Source organism: Tepidiforma flava, assembly GCF_027594505.1.
Taxonomy (GTDB): domain Bacteria; phylum Chloroflexota; class Dehalococcoidia; order Tepidiformales; family Tepidiformaceae; genus Tepidiforma; species Tepidiforma flava.
In genome coordinates this window covers 889,066-906,673 of the sequence record NZ_CP115149.1, presented here as the reverse complement: position 1 = coordinate 906,673, position 17,608 = coordinate 889,066, and the positions used below count along the sequence as shown (strand labels likewise).

Below are 17,608 nucleotides of genomic sequence, written 5' to 3'. Positions count from 1 at the left end.
CGCTCAGGCGCTGCGCGCCGCCCGCCCCGCCACCCACTGGCGGTAGAGCGCCGTGTAGTAGCCGCCCCGCCGCAGCAGCTCCGCGTGCGCGCCGTCCTCCACCACCCGCCCGCCGTCCACCACCAGGATCCGGTCCGCGTGCTCCGCCGTGCTCAGCCGGTGCGCGATCACCACGCTCGTCCGCCCCTCCAAAAGCGCCCGCAGCGCCCGCTCCACCTGCTCCTCCGTCTGCGGGTCGAGGCTCGACGTCGCCTCGTCCAGGACCAGCACCGGCGGGTCGGCGAGGAACGCCCGCGCGATCGACACCAGCTGCTTCTCGCCAGCGCTCAGCCGCGACCCCCGGAAGCTCACCAGCGTTTCGTACCCGTTCGGCAGCGACCGGATGAAGCTGTCGATGCCGAGCCGCTCGCAGGCCGCCCGCACCTCCTCGTCCGTCGCCCCCGGCCGCCCGAAGAGGATGTTTTCGCGGATCGACCCCGTGAACAGGAACCCCTCCTGCGGCACCATCGTCACCGTCCGCCGCAGGTCCGCCGCGCGCAGCGTCCGCAGGTCGTGCCCGCCGATGCGCACCGTCCCCGCCGTCGGGTCGTACATCCGCGTGATCAGCTTCGCCAGCGTCGATTTCCCCGCGCCCGTCGGCCCCACGAGCACCACGTGCTGCCCCGGTTCGATGCGGAGGTCGATGTCGCGCAGCACCGGCCGCGCCGGGTCGTACCCGAACGTCACCCCCTCCAGCTCGATCCGGCCCTCCAGCGGCGGCTCCACCCGCGCGGGCCGCTCCGGCTCCGGCACGTCCGGCTCCACCGCCAGCACCCCGAAAATCTTCCCCAGCGCCGCGTTCGCGCTCTGCACCATGTCGAACACCTGCGAGAGGTTCTGGATCGGCTGGAAGATGAATTCGAGGTAGAACACGAACGCCGCCACGGTGCCCACCGTCACCGCATCGCCTGCCACCTGCCGCCCGCCGAAGTACAGGATCAGCCCGATCGCCGCGCCCCGCAGGAACTCGACGAACGGGAAGTAGAGCGACGACAGCTTCACCGTGTACACGTTCGCCTCGAAGTTCCGCTCGTTGATCTCGCCGAACCGCTCCCGGTTCTTCTGCTCCCGCGCGAACGCCTGCACCACCCGCAGCCCCGAGAACGTCTCCTGCATGTGGACCATCACGTCCGCGATCCGCTCCCGCACCCGGTGGTACGCCCGGTCCGAATACACCCGGAAAACCGCCGTCGCCACGATGAGCGGCGGCAGAATCAGCGCCACCGCCAGCGAGAGCCGCACGCTCATCGTCAGCAGGATGATCGAGGCCCCCAGCAGCGTCAGCGTCGACTGCACCACCACGAGGAACCCGTTGTTCAGCACGTCGTTCACCGTGGTCACGTCGCTCGTCATCCGCGCCACCAGCCGGCCCGCGTTCTCCCGCCCGAAGAACGCCAGCGACATCCGCTGGTAGTGCTCGAACAGCCGCATCCGCAGGTCGAAGAGGAAATCCTGCCCGACCCGGTTCACGAGGTACGTGCTCAAACCCTGGAAGACGTAGACGGCGAGCAGCAGCCCGAGGAACGCCGCGCACGCGCCGAACAGCGCCGCCCGGTCGCCCTTCGCCACGCCCTCGTCCAGCGCCCGCTGGATCGCCAGCGGCCGCGCCAGGCTCGCGCCCGTGAAGGCGATGATCGTGACCGTCGCCAGCGCCAGCATCGGCCAGCGCGGCGCCAGCATCCGCAGCGCCCCCGCCAGCCCGTTCACCCGCGGCGTCGGCCGCTCCTCCGCGCTCACGAGGCCATCGCCTCCAGCTGCCCGAGCACTTCGCGGTAGCGCCGGCTCGTCCGCAGCAGCTCCTCGTGCGTTCCCGTCGCTGCCACCTGCCCGCCGTCCACCAGCACCACCTGGTCCGCCAGCGAAATCGTCGAAAGCCGGTGCGAGATGATGAGCGTCGTCCGCCCCGCCATCACCTCTTTCAGCGCATTCCGGATCTCCTCCTCCATTCGCGCGTCCACGCTCGAGGTCGCGTCATCGAGGATCAGCACCCGCGGCTCCATCAGGATCGCCCGCGCGATCGCCAGCCGCTGCCGCTGCCCGCCCGAGAGCGAGAACCCTTGCTCGCCCACCACCGTGTCGTAGCCGGCCTCCAGCCCCGCGATGAACTCGTGCGCATGCGCCAGCTTCGCCGCCCGCTCGATCTGCTCGTCCGTCGCTTCCAGCCGCCCGTAGGCGATGTTGTTCCGCACCGTATCGCTGAAGAGGAACGTGTCTTCGAAGACGATGCCGATGCTCCGCCGCAAATCCCGAAGCCGCAGCGTCCGGATGTCCGCCCCGTCCAGCAGGATCCGCCCCTCGTCCACGTCGTAGAACCGCGGCAGCAGGCGCGCCACCGTCGACTTCCCGCTGCCCGTCGCCCCCACCAGCGCCACCGACCGCCCCGCCGGGATCTCGAGCGAAAACTCCCGCAGCACCGGCAGCCCTTCGCGGTAGCCGAACGTCACCCGGTCGAAGACGATGTGCCCGTTCCCCGGCGGCAGCGGCCGCGCGTGGGGCCGCTCCTTCACGCTCGGCTCCTCCTTCAGCACGTTCCACACCCGCGCCGCCGAGACGATCGCCCGCTGCCCCGAGGCGATCATTTCGCCGAGGCTCTGCACCGGCCACGCGAGCATCCCGAGGTACTGGAGCGCAGCCACCAGCGCGCCGAGCGTCATCCGCCCTTCGACGACCAGCCAGCCGCCGTACGCCAGCACCACCAGCTGCCCCAGCCCCGGCAGCAGTAAGAAGAGCGGCCCGTACACCGTCCGCAGCCGCACCACCTCCATCGCGTCCCGCCGCACCCGGTCCGCCGCCGCCCGCATCCGCCCGACTTCGTGCTCCTCCCGGCCGAACGCCCGCACGAGCCGCGCCCCCGCAATCGTCTCCTCCGTCACGCTCGCCACATCCGCAAGATCCTGCTGCACCCGTTCCGTCCCCGGCTCCAGCCGGTTGAAGAAGCGCACGCTCAGCCACGTCACCACCGGGAAGACCGCCATCGCCAGCACCGCCAGCGAAAGGCTCGTCATCACCAGCAGCACGAACGCCCCGGCCGCCATCAGCAGGTACGCCGAGTTGATCGGGATGTTCACGAGGAACGCCTGGATCTCCCGCAGGTCCGCGCTCCCGCGCGACATCAGCTGGCCCGTCGCCGTCCGGTCGTGGTAGTCGAACGACAGCCGGTTCACCCGGTCGTACAGCTCGAGCCGCAGGTCGGTCTCGATGCGGTAGCTCGTCCGCATCGCCCAGTACCGCCGCGTCCCCGCGCATACCGCGAGCACCGCGGCCACCCCGAGGAAGGCGAGCACGTACTGTGTCAGCCTCCGGAGGTCGCGGTCGACGATGGCATGGTCGATGGCCAGCCCGACGAGGTACGGTTCGACCAGCCGGAGCAGCCCCCAGCTCAGCCCGGCGCTGAAGGCCAGCGCGAGCATCGGCCAGCGCGCGCGCAGGTGACGCAGGACCAGGTCCCTGCCCGCGCGCAGATCTAAGGCTTCCTCGGTCACGGTGCCTCCCGGGGTGAGCGCCGGAGCGGAACACGGCGGCGCCCGCAGGCGCCGCAAAGGCTATCGTCGGTATCGATGGCAACGCCCCGGCGCCCTCGATAGTTAACCGCCGTTAATCGAAAGCCGCCACCCGGCGGGAAAGGCCGCCTTCCCCGGCCCGGCCCTGCGCTCAGTCCGCCGGGCCGAGCTCCACCTCCCACGGCCCCGCCGCGGTCTCCGCGGGCGCGCCAAGGCTGACCGCCACCGTGCCCATCAGCTCCGAAACGTCGTCGACGTCGATCGCCAGGGTCGTCACCGCCCCGACGACCGCGCCCGTGCCGTCGCGCTGGTAGCCGACGCCCCAGGCGTTCACCGGCAGGAGCTTGCCGCCCGGCAGCGCCACCCAGCCGACCGGCCCCGGCTCGCCGGGCGCAGGTTCGGCCGCGCCGCTCAGCTCCAGCTGTGCGCGCGTCTTCCCGCCGGGTCCGAGGTCGAACCACAGCCGGAGCGGCACGAACGCGCCCCGCACCGCCCGGACGGCCGCCGGGCCGATGACTGCCGATTCGCCCGGCCGCCCCGCGAGGCCGTTCGCCGCGATGACCGCGCCGAGATCGACCGCCGTCTCGTGCGCCGGGGCGCCAGCCGGCGCCGGCAGCGCCATGTGCCCGAACACCAGCGTCACCGGGCCATCGACCGGCGGGAAGATGAACCGGAACGGCCCATCGCCGAGCCGCTCGAGCGCCGCGCCCGGGAAGGCCGTCCCATCCGGCCGCCGAAGCACCGGCACGTCCAGCGGCACCGCGCCCCCGCTGAAGGCCACGACGACCTCGACCTCCGTGGTCGACCGCGCCGCGGACACGACCTGCACCTGCACCCCCGCCGGGCCCCGCACGGCTGCCGCCTCCAGGGGCTCCACCGGCAGCAGCCGGTCGATGTCGCCCGGCGGCCGCACCGTCAGCCGCCACGGCCCCGTCACGCTCCACGCCGTCCCGTCGGCCGCGTACAGGTCCACCTGCGCGACCTCGAGCACCCGTTCGCGGGCATCCGTCACGGGAGAGAGCCGCAAGGTCAGCGGCGCCGCCTTGCCGCCGGTCAGCGCCCCGCCGGCCGAGGCCGTGAGGGCGGCAAAATCCCCCCGCACGCCGCCCCGCGCAATCACCAGCGCGGCCGGCGCCCGGCCCCCCTCAGCGAGACCGCTCGCCTCCGCCTCCAGCCGGACCAGCGTCGCCGTCCCGCTGAAATCCGCCGACGTCAACCGCAGCGTGATGCCGCCCGCGGTCGCCGCAGCCTCCTGCGCGTAGGGGAACTCATCCGCAAGCTTCCGCGGCTCCCCATCGCCGCCGCGGAGGGCAGCGAACGCCGTCGCTGCCGCTGCTGCCGCAAGGACCGCCGCCCCCGCGATGACCCAGCGCCAACTCGCTGAACGCGCCATCTTCCGCTCCTTTCCGCCCGCCGGCTCCCGCGCCGCATGTCGCGAATGCGTCGCCCCGGTCGAGCCCCCGCAATCCGCGCAAAGCGCGCCGGCGAATATCGCCTATTTTTTCCCCGCAGCTCCGCGTGTCAATACATCAGGGGTGAAAAATGCCCCGGGAATCGAAACCTCCCCGGGGGCAGCCCTACGCCGCGCGGCCGAACCAGCTGAACGCCGCGACCGGCTCGTTGCCGGCCACCGGCCGCCGCGCCGGGAACCACAGCGGTGAAAGGATGTTTTCCAGCCGGCTCACCCGCGGCAGCGCCGGCCGCCGCGTCACCCATGCCGGCATCCCCTCACCGTCCCGCCGCGCTTCGCCCGGCCCCGCAGGGCTGTCGCCGCTCGCCCGCTGGCGCTCCCGCTCCGCCCGCACCCGCAGCCCCCACGCCTCCAGCGCCGCCACGATGACGTCCAGCGAGGCGTCCCCCTCGATGTACAGCACCCGCCGCCGCTCCTGTGACACGACGGTCACCGGGCTGCCGCCCGGGGCTTCTTCGTCGGCGCGGGGAACGGGCTGGAGGTAGCGCATCGTATTGTCGAAGACGGCACCCCGGCCCCGCCCCAACAGGCCCCCGAAAACCGGTTCGGTAACACGCCGGTGGAGCCCCGGAGACACCCCCGCGGCATCGCAAACGCCGGGTAAACCGCCCGCCAAGCGCGCGCAAAACGGCCCGCGGCCCGCCGCCCGGTGAACGCCCGTGAACCGCCGGTTACAGGCCCTTCGCCGCCGGCGCGATCTCCGCCGCGAGGAACTCCGGCACCGTGTCGTCATCGAACAGGAAGTGCTGGAACTGCACCTCCTGCAGCCCGAGCGCCGCGTACCGCCCCAGCGCCTCCAGCACCTCCTCCTTCCCGCCGGTGATCATCCCCCGCGCCCGCAGGCCCGCCCGGTACTCTGCCGGCGTCGTCCCCGGCCGCGCACCCCACATCGCCATCATCCGCTCCGTCGCGCGGTCCAGCGTTCGCTCGTCCGGCCCGATCACCGCGAAGGTCATCATCGACCGCCGGATCGTCGCCGGGTCGCGGCCCTCCGCCTCGCAGTGCCGTTCGAGCACCGCCGCCTTCTGCGCGTACACCTCCGGCGAGACGTTCACCGCGTTCCACTCATCGGCGTAGCGCGCCGCCAGGCGGAGCGTCTTCTTCTCGCCCGTCCCGCCGATGAGGATCGGCGGCCGCCCCGGCGCCGGCTTCGGCAGCAGGTTCGCTCCCTCCAGCCGGTAGAAGCGGCCCGCGAAATCCGCCGGCCCCTCGCTCCAGGCCGCCTTCATCAGCCGGATCGCCTCCTCCAGGCGCGCGAACCGCTCCGCGATGGGCGGGAAGGGAATGCCGTACGCCCGGTGCTCCGCTTCGTTCCAGCCCGCGCCGAGCCCCATCACGAACCGCCCGCCGCTCAGCAGGTCGATCTGCGCCGCCATCCGCGCCACGTCGACCGGCGTCCGAAACGTCACCGGCGACACCAGCGGCCCGAACCGGATGCGCGACGTCTCCCGCGCGGCGACCGCGAACGAAAGGTACGCCTCCAGCCAATCCTGCTGCGGCCCGATGAAGTAGTGGTCCGACCGGAACACCGTCGGGAAGCCGAGCCGCTCCGCCAGCTGCAGGATGTGGAGCCACCGCTCCCACGTCAGGCCGTTCTGGCCCTCCACCATCAGCCCGATCTCCATCGCCGAACCCCCATGGCGCCGTTTTCCCGGATGCTACCCGCGCCGGCGCAGCCGCGCCCGCCAACCCCGCGAGCCCGAAAGGTTCTGGCCCCAACCTTTCACCTCGCCGCCGCCGATAGCAACAACCTTGCTATCGATCACCGGAGTGAGCCATTCCGGCCGGACGCCCTCACCCCTCCCCCGTCCCCACCGCCAGCGGCGGCAGCCGGAACGGCCGCGTCAGCACCCGGTACGAGCAGCCGAACAGCGCTGCCCCCGCCAGCACCCCGGCGAGCGCCGCCAGCGCATACAGCTTCCCTTCGCCCACGTTCACCAGCACCGGCCCCGGGCACATCCCCGTGATCGACCACCCGACGCCGAACAGGATGCCGCCGTACACGTTCCCACGGTGCCCCGCCTTCCGCTCCACCACCAGCGGCTTCCCCGTCAGCGTCTTCCCGTACCGCTTCAGCAGCCAGATGCCCGGCGCCGTCAGCGCCACCGCCGTCCCGATGATGCCGTACAGCTGGAACTCCTCGAACAGGAACATCCCCTGGATGTAGTTGTAGTCCGCCGCCCCCGAGCGGCTCAGGATGAAGCCGAACAGCGTCCCCAATGCGACATAAAACAGCGTCATCATCTCCGCCCCCTACACGATGACCCGGTAGATCAGGTTCGTCGTCACCGCGCCCGCAGCCATGAAGCTCACCGTCGAAACGAGGCTCGGCAGCTCCAGGTTCGAAAGCCCGAAAATCCCGTGGCCGCTCGTGCAGCCGCCCGCCAGCCGCGTCCCGAACCCGATCAGCAGCCCGCCGACGAACATCCACGCCACCTTCCCCGCCGGCCCCCAGCCGATCGCCGTGTCGAACATCCCCAGCGCCCACGTCGGTTCCCAGCCGCCGCCCAGCACCGCCGAGAGGAACCCGCCGAGCACCAGCCCGCCCAGCAGCGGCAGCCGCCAGCCGTTCGACCCCCGGATCGCATCACGGCCGAAATACGGCGCGCGCACCACCAGCGAGCACACGTTCTCGAACCCCGTCGAAACCCCGAGCCGGTTGCTCGAGACCCACAGCAGCGCCAGCGTCACGAACGCGATCCCCGCGCCCGCCAGCCACCACGGGATCGGCTCCAGACCGTTCAAAATCAGCGGCATACGTCCCTCCAGCACACAGCGTGCGCCAAGCATAGCCCCCATCGAACCTGCGCACTCCCCCTCAAGTCCGACGCCGCTTCGGCCGAAACGATCGGAGGACACCGCACCTGAGCGACTGCTAAGGAGGAATCATGTCGATGAGCCAGGATGTCATCCTCAAAGCGATTGCCGCCCACGGCCAGTGGAAGCAGCGCCTCCGCGATGCCGCCGCCACCGGCAAATCCGAATTCCGGCCCGAAGTCGTCAAGACCGACAACGCCTGCGACCTCGGCAAGTGGATCTACGGCGAAGCGAAGGCGAAACTGCCCGGCGACCCCCGCGTCGAAGAAGTCCGCAAGCTCCACGCCGAATTCCATGAGCACGCCGCCCAGGTGCTCTCGCTCGCCCTCGTCGGCAAGAAGGCCGAGGCCGAGGCCGCCATGGCGCTCGGCTCGCCCTACAGCAAGGTCTCCACGGCGCTCGTCAACGCCCTGAAGAAGCTCCAGGCCGCCTGACCTCCGATCGCGGCCGGCCGGCGCCCGATCCCCCGGCCGGTCGGCCGCTCCCCCCCGCCGCCCGCCGCGCGAAGCTCGAAGCATGAGACGCCGGCGGGCGCTGCGTTCGCTCCTCGCTTGCGCCCTCCTCCCGTTCCTGCTCGCCTGCGCGGGCGCTCCTCCCGCTTCCCCCGGCGCTCCGCGGCCGGCCGCGCCCGACCCGGGCACGATCGCCTTCGTCGACGCCGAGGGATGCATCGCCTGGGTGCCCCTCGCCGGCGGCCAGTCCGGCCGCGCCTGCCCCGCCACCCGCGGCCGGGTCTCCGCCATCACCTGGCTCGATGCCCGCACCATCGCCTACGTCACCCCCGAACTGGCCCGCACCGGCTGGCGCGCCGTCCGCACCGATACCGGCGGCGACATCGCGCTCGCCCCCGCCGAATCGCCCCGCATCTACCAGGTCGGCGCCCCGCAGTTCTATTCCGTCCTCGGCGACCGCATCGATGTCGAGGCCGGCGCGGCCATCTTCACCTCCGCCGACGGCAGCGCGCGCCGCACGCTCCTCGCCCCCGGGCCGGGCCGCGCCGCGCTCGCCATGGTCACCTGGTCGCCCGATGGCGAAGGCGCCGTCCTCGCCGAAGGCGCGGCCAAGGCGCTCTGGGTCGTCGCCCGGGCTGGCGGCGAACCGCGCCGCATCGCCGCAGCCAGCAGCGGCATCGTCTCGTGGTTCGTCCCGAATGCCGGCGCCATGCCCCACGCCGACCTTACCTGCACGCTCCCCGGCGAATCGACCTGGCGCTGCGAGCCCCAGCCCTGGCAGCCCGCCGAAGGCCAGGCGGCCGCCGCCGGCGAAGAAGCCGTCCTCGCCTGGTCAGCCTGCCCCGGCGCCACCGGCTACGAACTCGAAATCACCGGCCCCGGCGGCGCCGTCATCGTCAGCCGCATCTCCGCCGCGCCAGCCCAGCGGTTCACCCCGCCAGCTCCCGGGGCCTACACCTGGCGCGTCCGCTCGCGCATCGGCAGCGCCCCCGGCCCCTGGGGCCCGCCCCGCACCCTCACCGCCCAGTGACAGGTTGGAGGTTGGAGGTTGGAGGTTGATACCCCCTCCCTACTCCCGTCTCCCAACTCCCAACTCCCAAATCCCACCCCGCAGCCGCGGGGCTCCGTCCCCGCGGAGGGCCGGGAGGCCCACCCGGACGTCCGCAGCCCACCCTCCCGCCTCCCGGTTCCCGTCTCCCGCCTCCGCGCTCCCACCCCCGTAGCCGCGGGGCTCCGTCCCCGCGGCGGGCCGGGAGGCCCACCCGGACGTCCGCAGCCCACCCTCCCGCCTCCCGGTTCCCGTCTCCCGCTCCCGCGCTCCCACCCCCGTAGCCGCGGGGCTCCGTCCCCGCGGCGGGCCGGCGAGGCCCACCCGGACGTTCGCAGCCGACCCTCCCGCCTCCCGGTTCCCGTCTCCCGCCTCCGCGCTCCCACCCCCGTAGCCGCGGGGCTCCGTCCCCGCGGCGGGCCGGCGAGGCCCACCCGGACGTTCGCAGCCGACCCTCCCGCCTCCCGGTTCCCGTCTCCCGCCTCCGCGCTCCCAACCCCGTAGTCGCGGGACTCCGTCCCCGCGGAGGGCCGGCGAGGCCCACCCGGACGTTCGCAGCCGACCCTCCCGCCTCCCGGTTCCCGTCTCCCGCTCCCGGGAACATCCGTTGGGCGCATGGCGCCCCGCGGGGACGGGGCCCCGCGACTACGCCTGGGGCTGGAGGTCGGCGCCGGGATAACTTTCAACCTCCAGCCTTCCATCTCCCAACTCCCATCTCCCAACTCCCTTCTCCCGCCCCGCCCCCACCGCCGCCGCGGAGCGGCGGCATCCCGCGGCGCCGCCGGCGAAGCCGGCCAGCCATCCCCCGCGGCGCCAGCCGCGCCAGCCGCGCCGCTGCCTCCAACCTCCCGCCCCCAACCTCTACACTGGAACCATGCGCGCCCGCCTCGCTGCCGTCACCCCGCGCCAGTTCGCCCTCGCCTGGCTCATCGGCTTCGCCGCCGCCGTCCTCCTGACCTGGTGGCTGCGCGCCGGCAACTCTGCGAGCGTCGCCTTCGTCTTCGTCTGCGCCCCCGGCAACGTCCCGCCGCCGGAGTTCCCCGACGTTTTCTTCACCTTCGCCCTCGAGCCGATCCCCGTTTACCTCCTCGTCTCCGCAGCCGCGGCCTACCTGCTCATGTGGCTCAAGGTGCGCGCCGGCGGCCGCGGCCGCCTCTTCCCCGCCTGGCGGCTGGCCATGTTCATGAGCGGCATCGCGCTCGTCATCCTCACGGTCTTCGGACCCCTCGCCGCCTACGATCGCGTCTTCCTCTTCGTCCACATGATCCAGCACTTCATCCTCATCACCATCGCGCCGCCGCTCATCCTCCTCGGCGGCCCGATGACGCTCCTCCTCGTCGCCGCCGGCCCGGCCCGGCGCGAGCGCTGGATCTACCCCGTCACCCACAGCCGCCCGTTCGAACTGTTCACGAACCCCATCGTCGGCCTCTTCCTCTTCGCCGCTGTGCCGGTCCTCTGGTACATCACCCCCGCCTTCGAGTGGTCCTTCGATAACGAATGGCTCCACTTCGGCGGCTACGCGCTCTTCCTCTTCGCCGGCATCCACTACTGGTGGCCGGTCGTCGGCGGCAATCCCACCCGCTGGAACCTCCCCCACCCGGTCCGCATCTTCTACCTCTTCGCGCTCGTGCCCATCCACGCCTTCCTCGGCTCGCTCTTCTACGAACCTTCCCGCGTGCTGTACGAACAGCTCGCCGCCCAGCCGCGGCTCTGGGGCCCGGACCCCCTGCTCGACCAGCAGATCGGCGGCGCCATCATGTTCCTCCTCGGCGAAGCCATCGGCCTCATCGCCGTCATCGCCGCCGCTGCCGCGTGGGCTCGCGCCGACGAGCGCGAAGCGAAGCGGAACGACGCCCGCCTCGCCCGCGAAAAAGCCCGCGCCGCCGCCCCCTAGACCCCTCGCCGGTCGCCCCAGAGCAGGATGTGCAGCCGCGTGCTGAACCGGTAGCCTTCGCGCGCGCAAAGCTCCGCCAGCCACCGGCCCCGCTCCGCCAGCACCGCCGCTGAGGTCCCCTCCGGCATCAGCACCACCCGCCCCGGTTCGATGCCGGCCGCCGCGCACACCCCGCGCACCTCCGCCAGGTCGCCCGGCTCCGCCACCACGAACTTGAACCACGCCCGCCCGGTCGCCGCCAGCTCCCGGAGCGCCGCCGGCGCGATGCGCCGCAGCCCCTCGTTGCCGGAATGCGCCAGCTTCGGCGAAACGTTGAACTGGTCGATGAGCTCCGCCAGCGGCCCCGGCCCGGCTGTCCCGTTCGTCTCGACCTCGAACCGGTAGCCCTCCGCCCTGAGCGTCTCGACCAGCGGGACCAGCTGCCGCCGCTGCAAGAGCGGCTCCCCGCCGGTGACGACCACGTTCCGCGGGGGCAGGGCCCGCACCGCCTCCGCCACCTCCCCCGCCTCCAGCGCCAGGATCGAAGCCGCCCGGTCGAATCGCGCCCAGTCCCACGTGTAGGCCGTATCGCACCACCGGCAGCGCAGGTTGCAGACCGCCAGCCGGACGAAGGTGCTCGGCAGGCCCATCGAGACCCCTTCGCCCTGGATGGAGGCGAAGATCTCCGGCCCGCCGTCGGCCATCTTGGCCAGCACGAGCCGCTCCATCAGCCGACCCCGGCCGCCGGGTCGGACACGCCGGCAGCTTCGAACCCCGCGGCGCGCAGCCGGCACGCGTCGCACGTCCCGCAGGGCCGCTCGCCCCCCGCGTAGCAGCTCCACGTCAACGCCAGCGGCGCCCCCAGCGCGAGCCCGTGCCGCACGATGTCCGCCTTCGACATCGTGATGATCGGCGCTTCGATCCGCATCGGCACCCCGTAGACGGTCCCGGCTTTGCTCCCCAGCCGCAGCACCTCCTCCAGCGCCCGGTAGAACTCCGGCCGGCAGTCCGGGTAGCCCGAATAGTCGATCGCGTTCGCGCCCACGTAGATGCGCCCTTCGAGCCCTGCCGGGTCCGCGCCCTCCCGCTCGATCCGGTCCAGCAGCCAGCTCTCCAGCGCCGCCGCTGCGACGGTCACGAAGAACGTATTCCGCAGCGGCACGTAGGTGATCGGCACCTCAGCGGCCATCGCCTCCGCCGGCCGGCCGCCCGGCACGGCGTAGTCCGCGCTCGTCAGCGCCGAGTGCGCCGCCAGCCGCCCGTAGAACGCCGCATCCGCCTCGATGAGCTCGATGCCGAGCGCCGCCGCGACGGCCCGCGCCGCCGCCAGCTCCCGCGCGTGCCGCTGCCCGTAGGCGATGCTGAGCGCCCGCACCCGCACCCCCTCCCGCACCGCGTGCGCCGCCACCGTCGTCGAATCGAGCCCGCCCGAGAGCAGCACCACACCCAGCCGTTCCCCGGCACCCTCGGTTCCCATACCTCGAGCCTAGCACCGGGAGGCGGGAACCGGGAGGTGGGAGGTGGGAGGTTGGAGGTTGGAGGTTAGAGGTTAGAGGTTAGAGGTTAGAGGTTGGAGGTTGGAGGTTGGAGGTTGGAGGTTAGAGGTTGGAGGTTAGAGGTTGGAGGTTAGAGGTTGGAGGTTGGAGGTTGGAGGTTAGAGGTTGGAGGTTAGAGGTTGGAGGTTAGAGGTTGGAGGTTAGAGGTTGGAGGTTAGAGGTTAGAGGTTGGAGGTTAGAGGTTAGAGGTTGGAGGTTAGAGGTTAGAGGTTAGAGGTTAGAGGTTAGAGGTTAGAGGTTAGAGGTTAGAGGTTGGAGGTTAGAGGCTGGAGGTTGGAGGTTGGAGGTTGGAGGTTGGAGGTTAGAGGTTAGAGGTTGGAGGTTATCCTCCCTCCCTCCTCCCTCCTCCCTCCTCCCAACTCCCAACTCCCGGCTCCCGGCTCCCGGCTCCCCGCTCCCGGCTGCCTCCTCCCTACTCCCTCCTCCCTTCTCCCTTCTCCCGCTTCCCGCTTCCCGCTTCCCGTCTCCCGGTTCCCGCTTCCCGCTTCCCGCTTCCCGCCTCCCTCCTCCCGGTTCCCGTACACTTCCCCCATGCCCCCCACCGTCCTCCTCCCCTCGGCGCCGCGCCCCGCAAGAGCGACGACGCCTACATCCGCGCCCTCGAGGCCGCCGGGCTCCGGGTGGAAGTCGTCCGCCCCGGCGAAACGCCGCGCCTCGAACCGCTCGCCGGCCTCGTTCTCGCCGGCGGCACCGACGTCGACCCCGCCCGCTACGGCGAACCGCCGCACCCGGCGGCCTACCCGCCCGAGCCCGCCCGCGACGCCCTCGAACTCCAGCTCCTCGAAGCCGCCGCAGCCGCCGGCGCTCCCGTCTTCGCCATCTGCCGCGGCATGCAGCTCCTCAACGTCGCCCGCGGCGGCGGCCTCATCCAGCACCTGCCCGACGTCGTCGGCCACGAACGCCACGCCGACGCGCCCCCGGTCGACGCGAAACACCGGCCCGCCCACGCTGTCGCCATCGATGGCCCGGGCCGCCTCCGCGGCCTCCTCGGCCCCGGCCCGGTCGACGTGAACTCCCGCCACCACCAGGCCGTCGACCCCGCCCGCCTCGGCGCCGGGCTCCGCATCGCCGCCCGCGCCGACGACGGCACCGTCGAAGCCCTCGAGCCCGCGGAGCCCGGCCCCGCCTTTCTCCTCGCCGTCCAGTGGCACCCGGAAGATATCGCCATCGGCCCGCCCGGCCCCATGCGCGAGCAGGCCCGCGCCCTCTTCGAAGCCTTCGCCGCGGCCGCGCGGGAGTTCGCCCCCGCATGATCCTCCGCCGCCCCCGCGTGCAGATCGCCGGCATCTCCACGCTCGACGACGCGCTCGCCTGCGAACGCGCCGGCGCCGACGCCATCGGCTTCACCATCGGCTTGCCGTCCGGCCCCCACAACGGCCTCGACGAAGCCGGCGCCGCCGCCATCATCCGCGCGCTCCCGCCCTTCATCACCCCCGTCCTCATCACCTACCGCGTCACCGCGGCCGAAGTCGTCCCCATGTGCCGTGAGATGGGCGTCAATCAGGTCCAGCTCCACGCCCCGGCCGACCCCGCCGAGCTCGAGCGGATGCGGGCCGCCATCCCCGGCCTCAAGCTCATCCTCGCCGTCAACGTCACCGGCCCCGAGGCGCTCGACCTCGCCCGCGAACGCGCCGCCCGCGCCGACGCCCTCATCCTCGATACCTACGACCCGGCCACCGGCCGGCACGGCGCCACCGGCAAGACCCACGACTGGTCCCTCAGCGCCCGCATCGTCGAGGCCGTCGATGTCCCCGTCATCCTTGCCGGCGGGCTCACCCCCGCGAACGTCGCTGCAGCCATCCGCCGCGTCCGCCCGTGGGGCGTCGACGTCCACACCGGGGTCGAACGCCCGGACGGCACGACCGACCACGACCTCGTCCGCGCCTTCATCGCCGTCGCCCACGCGACCCCGGTGCCGGTCCAGGGCTAGCGGAGGAGCGCCGGCACCGGCCGCCGCCCGAACCCCATCACCCCGCCGCGGATGGGCGGGATCGCCCCGGCCGGCCGCATCGCCGGGAACCGCTCGAGCAGCATCCGCAGCGCGATGCGCGCCTCCAGCCGCGCGAGGTTCGCGCCGAGGCAGAAGTGCAGCCCCCAGCCGAACCCCAGCTGCGGGTTCGGGTCCCGCAGCAGGTCCACCTCGCCCGGCCGTTCGAACACCGCCGGGTCGTGGTTCGCCGCCGCGATGCAGAGGAACACCGTCTCCCCGGTCCGCAGCCGCTGCCCGCCCCGCTCGTGGTCGGCCCGCACCTTCCGCGGCATCACCCGCGCCGGCCCGCCGATGCGCATGAACTCATCCACCGCCGTCTCGTCCGCCTCCGGGTGCGCCGCCAGCCATTCCCGGAGGTCCGGCCGCTCGAGCAGCAGCGCCAGCGTGTTGATGAGCAGCGTCGTCGTCGTTTCGTGCCCGCCGAACAGCAGCAGCGTGCACAGGCCGACCAGCTCCCCCGGCTCCAGCCCTCCCGCCGGCGAATGCACCACGTACGACAGCAGCGAATCATCCGGCGCCCGCCGCACCCGCTCGATGTGCCGCGCGAAGAACCCCATGAACTCCTCTGCCGCGCGCTCACCGGCCCCTCCTCCACCGCCCCCGGCCGCAGCGAAAAGACGAGGCTCGCGATGTCGTCCGACCACGCCTGGAACCGCTCCCGCTCCTCCCCCTCGACCCCCAGCACCGCAGCGATCACCAGCGCCGGCAGCGGCCGCGCGAACTCCGCCGAGAGGTCGACCGGCCCCTCCGCCGCCGCCAGCGCCGCCAGCCGCTCCTCCGCGATCGCCCGGATGCGCGCCTCCAGCCCGCTCACCGCCCGCGGAGTGAACGCCGCTGCCAGCGGCTCCCGCAGCCGGGTGTGCGCCGGCGGGTCGCGGAAGTTCAGCCACGCGTGCAGCATCTCCACCGCCCGGTGGAACGCCGCCGAACGGCCCTGCGCCGCCCGCTCGAACGTGTCCATCCGGTCCGACGAAAGCCGCTCCCCGTCCCGGAATCCTGCCGCCACCTCCGCGTGCGAGAGCACGGCCCACGCCCGGTGGCGCGCGCTCCACTGCACGTCGCCCGCCTCCAGTGCGCGCGCGAAGTAGCCCGCCGGGTCGCGGATCGAGGCCTCGCAGCCGAGGTCCAGCTCCATGTCCGGGAGCCTACACCGTCCGCCGAGGGGTTTCACCCACGCGGGGCCCGCCATCACCCGCTACCATGACCCGAAGCCCGCCGCCGTCCCGGCGGCTGCAGGAGGTCGCCCATGCCCGCCGGGTTCGTCATCCGCCCCGCCATGCCCGCCGAAGAGCCCCAGCTCTACGCCATCCACCGCGCCGCCATGGAAGACTACGTCGTCCAGACCTGGGGCCCCTGGGACGACGCCGACCAGCAGCACCGCTTCGCCGGCTCCTGGCCCGACCTCCGCCTCGCCATCGAAATCGACGGCGAACTCGCCGGCTTCCTCGACCTCGACGAACAGGGACCCACGGTCGACATCGCCGCCCTCGAGCTGGCGCCCCGCTGGCAGCGCCAGGGGATCGGCTCCGCCATCATCCGCGCCGTCCAGGCCCGCGCCGCCGAACTCGAGCGGCCCGTCACGCTCCAGGTCCTCAAAGTGAACCCCGCCCGCGCCCTCTGGGAGCGCCACGGCTTCCGCCAGGTCGGCGAATCGGAAACGCACTACCAGATGGCCTGGCAGGCCGGCGCATGACCGCCCGGGCCGTCCGCCGCCTCACCGCCTTCCTCGACGGCGAAGACCGGCCCGATATCCCCAACCCGATCCATTCGACCGCCGTCGCCCACGCGCACGGCTTTGCCGGACCGCTCGTCGGCGGCGTCACCGTCTACGGCTGGCTCGTCCCGTCCATCCTCGAACTCCTCGGCGACGGCTGGCTCAGCGGCGGCTGGGCTGACGTCCGCTTTCGCCGCCCGGTCTACCCCGGCGACGAACTCGAAGCCGTCGCCGAAGGCCCGCCAGGCGGCCCGGCCGCGCTCCGCATGGCGAAGGCCGAGGGCGCGGCCATCGAAGGAGAAGCTGGCCTCGGCCGCGCGCCCTGGCTCGCCGACCTTACCCTCCCGTCCGACCGCCAGCCCGTCCCGCCGCACGAGCCGCTCCCGGAGCTGACGCTCGAGACGGCGCCGCGCGGCCGCGACCTCCCTGCGATGGCGGTCGCCCTTTCCCTCGAGGACGCGCGCGCCTGGGCGCTCGAAAAACAGCGCGACGGGCACGAACGCTGGACCGGCCCCGCTGCCCTCGCGCACCCCTCCTGGCTCGCCGCCCGCGCCACGCCGCTGCTCAAGCACAGTTACGCCTACGGCCCCTCCATCCACACCCGCTCGCAGATTCAGCACCTCGCCCCCGCCCGCGCCGGCCAGCAGTTCACCGTCGCCGGCCGCGTCGTCGACGCCTTCGACGACCGGGGCCACCACACCGCCGTCCTCGACGTCGCCATCATCGACGCCGCCGGCACCCTCGTCACCCACCTGCGCCACACCACCATCTTCCTCATCCGCCCCCGCTGAAGGAGGGAGAAGGGAGAAGGGGAGGAAGGGAGAGGGGGAGAAGGGGAGAAGGGGAGAAGGGGAGAAGGGGAGAAGGGGAGAAGATCCCGGCCCTCCCGTCTCCCGGTTCCCGCCTCCCAACTCCCAACTCCAAACTCCCAACTCCTCCGCCACGGGGCTCCGTCCCCGAGGAGGGCCGGGAGGCCCACCCTAATGTTCGCATCCACCCGACTCCCGCCCCCCGGTTCCCGTCTCCCGCTTTCCNGTTGGAGGTTGAGGGAACCCCGGTTCCCGCCTCCCGGTTCCCGAAACATCCGTTGGGCGCCGGCGCCCCGCGGGGACGGAGCCCCGCGGCTACGGGCATCCCCTCCCCGGCCC

18 protein-coding genes are annotated in these 17,608 nt (G+C 72.6%); 8 read left to right on the top strand and 10 right to left on the bottom strand.

The features are described 5' to 3' along the window. Window positions 1-3: 3 nt before the first annotated feature. From O0235_RS05470 to O0235_RS05440, 7 genes are all read right to left on the bottom strand, one after another. Window positions 4-1,776, bottom strand: a complete 1,773-nt coding sequence (locus O0235_RS05470; protein WP_270057530.1) for an ABC transporter ATP-binding protein — start codon at window positions 1,774-1,776, stop codon at window positions 4-6. Beyond that, the gene (locus O0235_RS05465; RefSeq protein ID WP_270057529.1) at window positions 1,773-3,521 is read right to left on the bottom strand and encodes an ABC transporter ATP-binding protein; all 1,749 of its coding nucleotides are present in this window, start codon (window positions 3,519-3,521) and stop codon (window positions 1,773-1,775) included. The genes O0235_RS05470 and O0235_RS05465 overlap by 4 nt, the downstream gene beginning before the upstream one ends. Window positions 3,522-3,690: 169 nt before the next feature. After that, the gene (locus O0235_RS05460) at window positions 3,691-4,932 is read right to left on the bottom strand and encodes a hypothetical protein (protein ID WP_270057528.1); all 1,242 of its coding nucleotides are present in this window, start codon (window positions 4,930-4,932) and stop codon (window positions 3,691-3,693) included. A gap of 184 nt (window positions 4,933-5,116) precedes the next feature. Continuing rightward, window positions 5,117-5,500 carry a hypothetical protein gene (locus tag O0235_RS05455; RefSeq protein WP_270057527.1) on the bottom strand — a complete coding sequence of 128 codons (384 nt, stop codon included), beginning with the start codon at window positions 5,498-5,500 and terminating at the stop codon, window positions 5,117-5,119. Between the two features lie 181 nt (window positions 5,501-5,681). Then, a complete protein-coding gene (locus O0235_RS05450) occupies window positions 5,682-6,635 on the bottom strand; it encodes an LLM class F420-dependent oxidoreductase (RefSeq protein ID WP_270057526.1) in 954 nt (317 codons plus the stop codon). A gap of 169 nt (window positions 6,636-6,804) precedes the next feature. Beyond that, the gene (locus O0235_RS05445) at window positions 6,805-7,254 is read right to left on the bottom strand and encodes a DUF6691 family protein (RefSeq protein ID WP_270057525.1); all 450 of its coding nucleotides are present in this window, start codon (window positions 7,252-7,254) and stop codon (window positions 6,805-6,807) included. Between the two features lie 9 nt (window positions 7,255-7,263). Next, complete coding sequence (locus O0235_RS05440) at window positions 7,264-7,767, bottom strand: YeeE/YedE family protein (protein ID WP_270057524.1); 504 nt, start codon at window positions 7,765-7,767, stop codon at window positions 7,264-7,266. 131 nt (window positions 7,768-7,898) lie between these two features. Between O0235_RS05440 and O0235_RS05435 the strand changes: the two genes are divergently transcribed. The 3 genes from O0235_RS05435 (at window position 7,899) to O0235_RS05425 (ending at window position 11,221) form a co-directional block, all read left to right on the top strand. Further along, window positions 7,899-8,261 carry a CZB domain-containing protein gene (locus tag O0235_RS05435; protein WP_270057523.1) on the top strand — a complete coding sequence of 121 codons (363 nt, stop codon included), beginning with the start codon at window positions 7,899-7,901 and terminating at the stop codon, window positions 8,259-8,261. Window positions 8,262-8,343: 82 nt separating this feature from the next. Beyond that, complete coding sequence (locus O0235_RS05430; protein ID WP_270057522.1) at window positions 8,344-9,309, top strand: hypothetical protein; 966 nt, start codon at window positions 8,344-8,346, stop codon at window positions 9,307-9,309. A gap of 892 nt (window positions 9,310-10,201) precedes the next feature. Then, entirely contained in the window at window positions 10,202-11,221 is a 1,020-nt protein-coding gene (locus O0235_RS05425; protein ID WP_270057521.1) for a cytochrome c oxidase assembly protein, read from the top strand. Here the strand turns inward: O0235_RS05425 and O0235_RS05420 are convergent. Continuing rightward, window positions 11,218-11,928, bottom strand: a complete 711-nt coding sequence (locus O0235_RS05420) for a 7-carboxy-7-deazaguanine synthase QueE (RefSeq protein ID WP_270057520.1) — start codon at window positions 11,926-11,928, stop codon at window positions 11,218-11,220. The two genes, O0235_RS05425 and O0235_RS05420, sit on opposite strands and share 4 nt — an antisense overlap. Next, entirely contained in the window at window positions 11,928-12,677 is a 750-nt protein-coding gene (gene queC / locus O0235_RS05415; protein WP_270057519.1) for a 7-cyano-7-deazaguanine synthase QueC, read from the bottom strand. The genes O0235_RS05420 and queC overlap by 1 nt, the downstream gene beginning before the upstream one ends. A gap of 699 nt (window positions 12,678-13,376) precedes the next feature. Between queC and O0235_RS05410 the strand changes: the two genes are divergently transcribed. Continuing rightward, window positions 13,377-14,009: a gamma-glutamyl-gamma-aminobutyrate hydrolase family protein gene (locus tag O0235_RS05410; protein WP_270057518.1), complete on the top strand. Its 633-nt coding sequence runs from the start codon at window positions 13,377-13,379 to the stop codon at window positions 14,007-14,009. Continuing rightward, window positions 14,006-14,686, top strand: coding sequence for a phosphoribosylanthranilate isomerase (locus O0235_RS05405; protein ID WP_270057517.1), 681 nt, complete (start codon window positions 14,006-14,008; stop codon window positions 14,684-14,686). The genes O0235_RS05410 and O0235_RS05405 overlap by 4 nt, the downstream gene beginning before the upstream one ends. On the opposite strand, the gene O0235_RS05400 is transcribed toward O0235_RS05405, so the two are convergent. After that, a complete protein-coding gene (locus tag O0235_RS05400) occupies window positions 14,683-15,303 on the bottom strand; it encodes a cytochrome P450 (protein ID WP_270057516.1) in 621 nt (206 codons plus the stop codon). The genes O0235_RS05405 and O0235_RS05400 overlap by 4 nt on opposite strands. On the opposite strand from O0235_RS05400, the gene O0235_RS05395 reads away from it, so the two are divergent. The 3 genes from O0235_RS05395 (at window position 15,283) to O0235_RS05385 (ending at window position 17,251) form a co-directional block, all read left to right on the top strand. After that, window positions 15,283-15,834, top strand: a complete 552-nt coding sequence (locus O0235_RS05395; protein ID WP_270057515.1) for a hypothetical protein — start codon at window positions 15,283-15,285, stop codon at window positions 15,832-15,834. The two genes, O0235_RS05400 and O0235_RS05395, sit on opposite strands and share 21 nt — an antisense overlap. 158 nt (window positions 15,835-15,992) lie before the next feature. Further along, entirely contained in the window at window positions 15,993-16,439 is a 447-nt protein-coding gene (locus O0235_RS05390) for a GNAT family N-acetyltransferase (RefSeq protein ID WP_270057514.1), read from the top strand. Then, on the top strand, window positions 16,436-17,251 hold the full coding sequence (locus O0235_RS05385; RefSeq protein WP_270057513.1) for a MaoC family dehydratase: 816 nt from the start codon (window positions 16,436-16,438) through the stop codon (window positions 17,249-17,251). Before O0235_RS05390 ends, O0235_RS05385 begins: the two co-directional genes overlap by 4 nt. Window positions 17,252-17,608 lie beyond the last annotated feature (357 nt).

Excerpts from the sequence above, each read along its gene's own strand:
- O0235_RS05460 (WP_270057528.1), bottom strand. The coding sequence starts at position 4,932 with ATGGCGCGTTCAGCGAGTTGGCGCTGGGTCATCGCGGGGGCGGCGGTC.
- O0235_RS05455 (WP_270057527.1), bottom strand. The coding sequence starts at position 5,500 with ATGCGCTACCTCCAGCCCGTTCCCCGCGCCGACGAAGAAGCCCCGGGC.
- O0235_RS05450 (WP_270057526.1), bottom strand. The coding sequence starts at position 6,635 with ATGGAGATCGGGCTGATGGTGGAGGGCCAGAACGGCCTGACGTGGGAG.
- O0235_RS05445 (WP_270057525.1), bottom strand. The coding sequence starts at position 7,254 with ATGATGACGCTGTTTTATGTCGCATTGGGGACGCTGTTCGGCTTCATC.
- O0235_RS05440 (WP_270057524.1), bottom strand. The coding sequence starts at position 7,767 with ATGCCGCTGATTTTGAACGGTCTGGAGCCGATCCCGTGGTGGCTGGCG.
- O0235_RS05435 (WP_270057523.1), top strand. The coding sequence starts at position 7,899 with ATGTCGATGAGCCAGGATGTCATCCTCAAAGCGATTGCCGCCCACGGC.
- O0235_RS05430 (WP_270057522.1), top strand. The coding sequence starts at position 8,344 with ATGAGACGCCGGCGGGCGCTGCGTTCGCTCCTCGCTTGCGCCCTCCTC.
- O0235_RS05425 (WP_270057521.1), top strand. The coding sequence starts at position 10,202 with ATGCGCGCCCGCCTCGCTGCCGTCACCCCGCGCCAGTTCGCCCTCGCC.
- O0235_RS05420 (WP_270057520.1), bottom strand. The coding sequence starts at position 11,928 with ATGGAGCGGCTCGTGCTGGCCAAGATGGCCGACGGCGGGCCGGAGATC.
- queC (WP_270057519.1), bottom strand. The coding sequence starts at position 12,677 with ATGGGAACCGAGGGTGCCGGGGAACGGCTGGGTGTGGTGCTGCTCTCG.
- O0235_RS05405 (WP_270057517.1), top strand. The coding sequence starts at position 14,006 with ATGATCCTCCGCCGCCCCCGCGTGCAGATCGCCGGCATCTCCACGCTC.
- O0235_RS05400 (WP_270057516.1), bottom strand. The coding sequence starts at position 15,303 with ATGGGGTTCTTCGCGCGGCACATCGAGCGGGTGCGGCGGGCGCCGGAT.
- O0235_RS05390 (WP_270057514.1), top strand. The coding sequence starts at position 15,993 with ATGCCCGCCGGGTTCGTCATCCGCCCCGCCATGCCCGCCGAAGAGCCC.
- O0235_RS05385 (WP_270057513.1), top strand. The coding sequence starts at position 16,436 with ATGACCGCCCGGGCCGTCCGCCGCCTCACCGCCTTCCTCGACGGCGAA.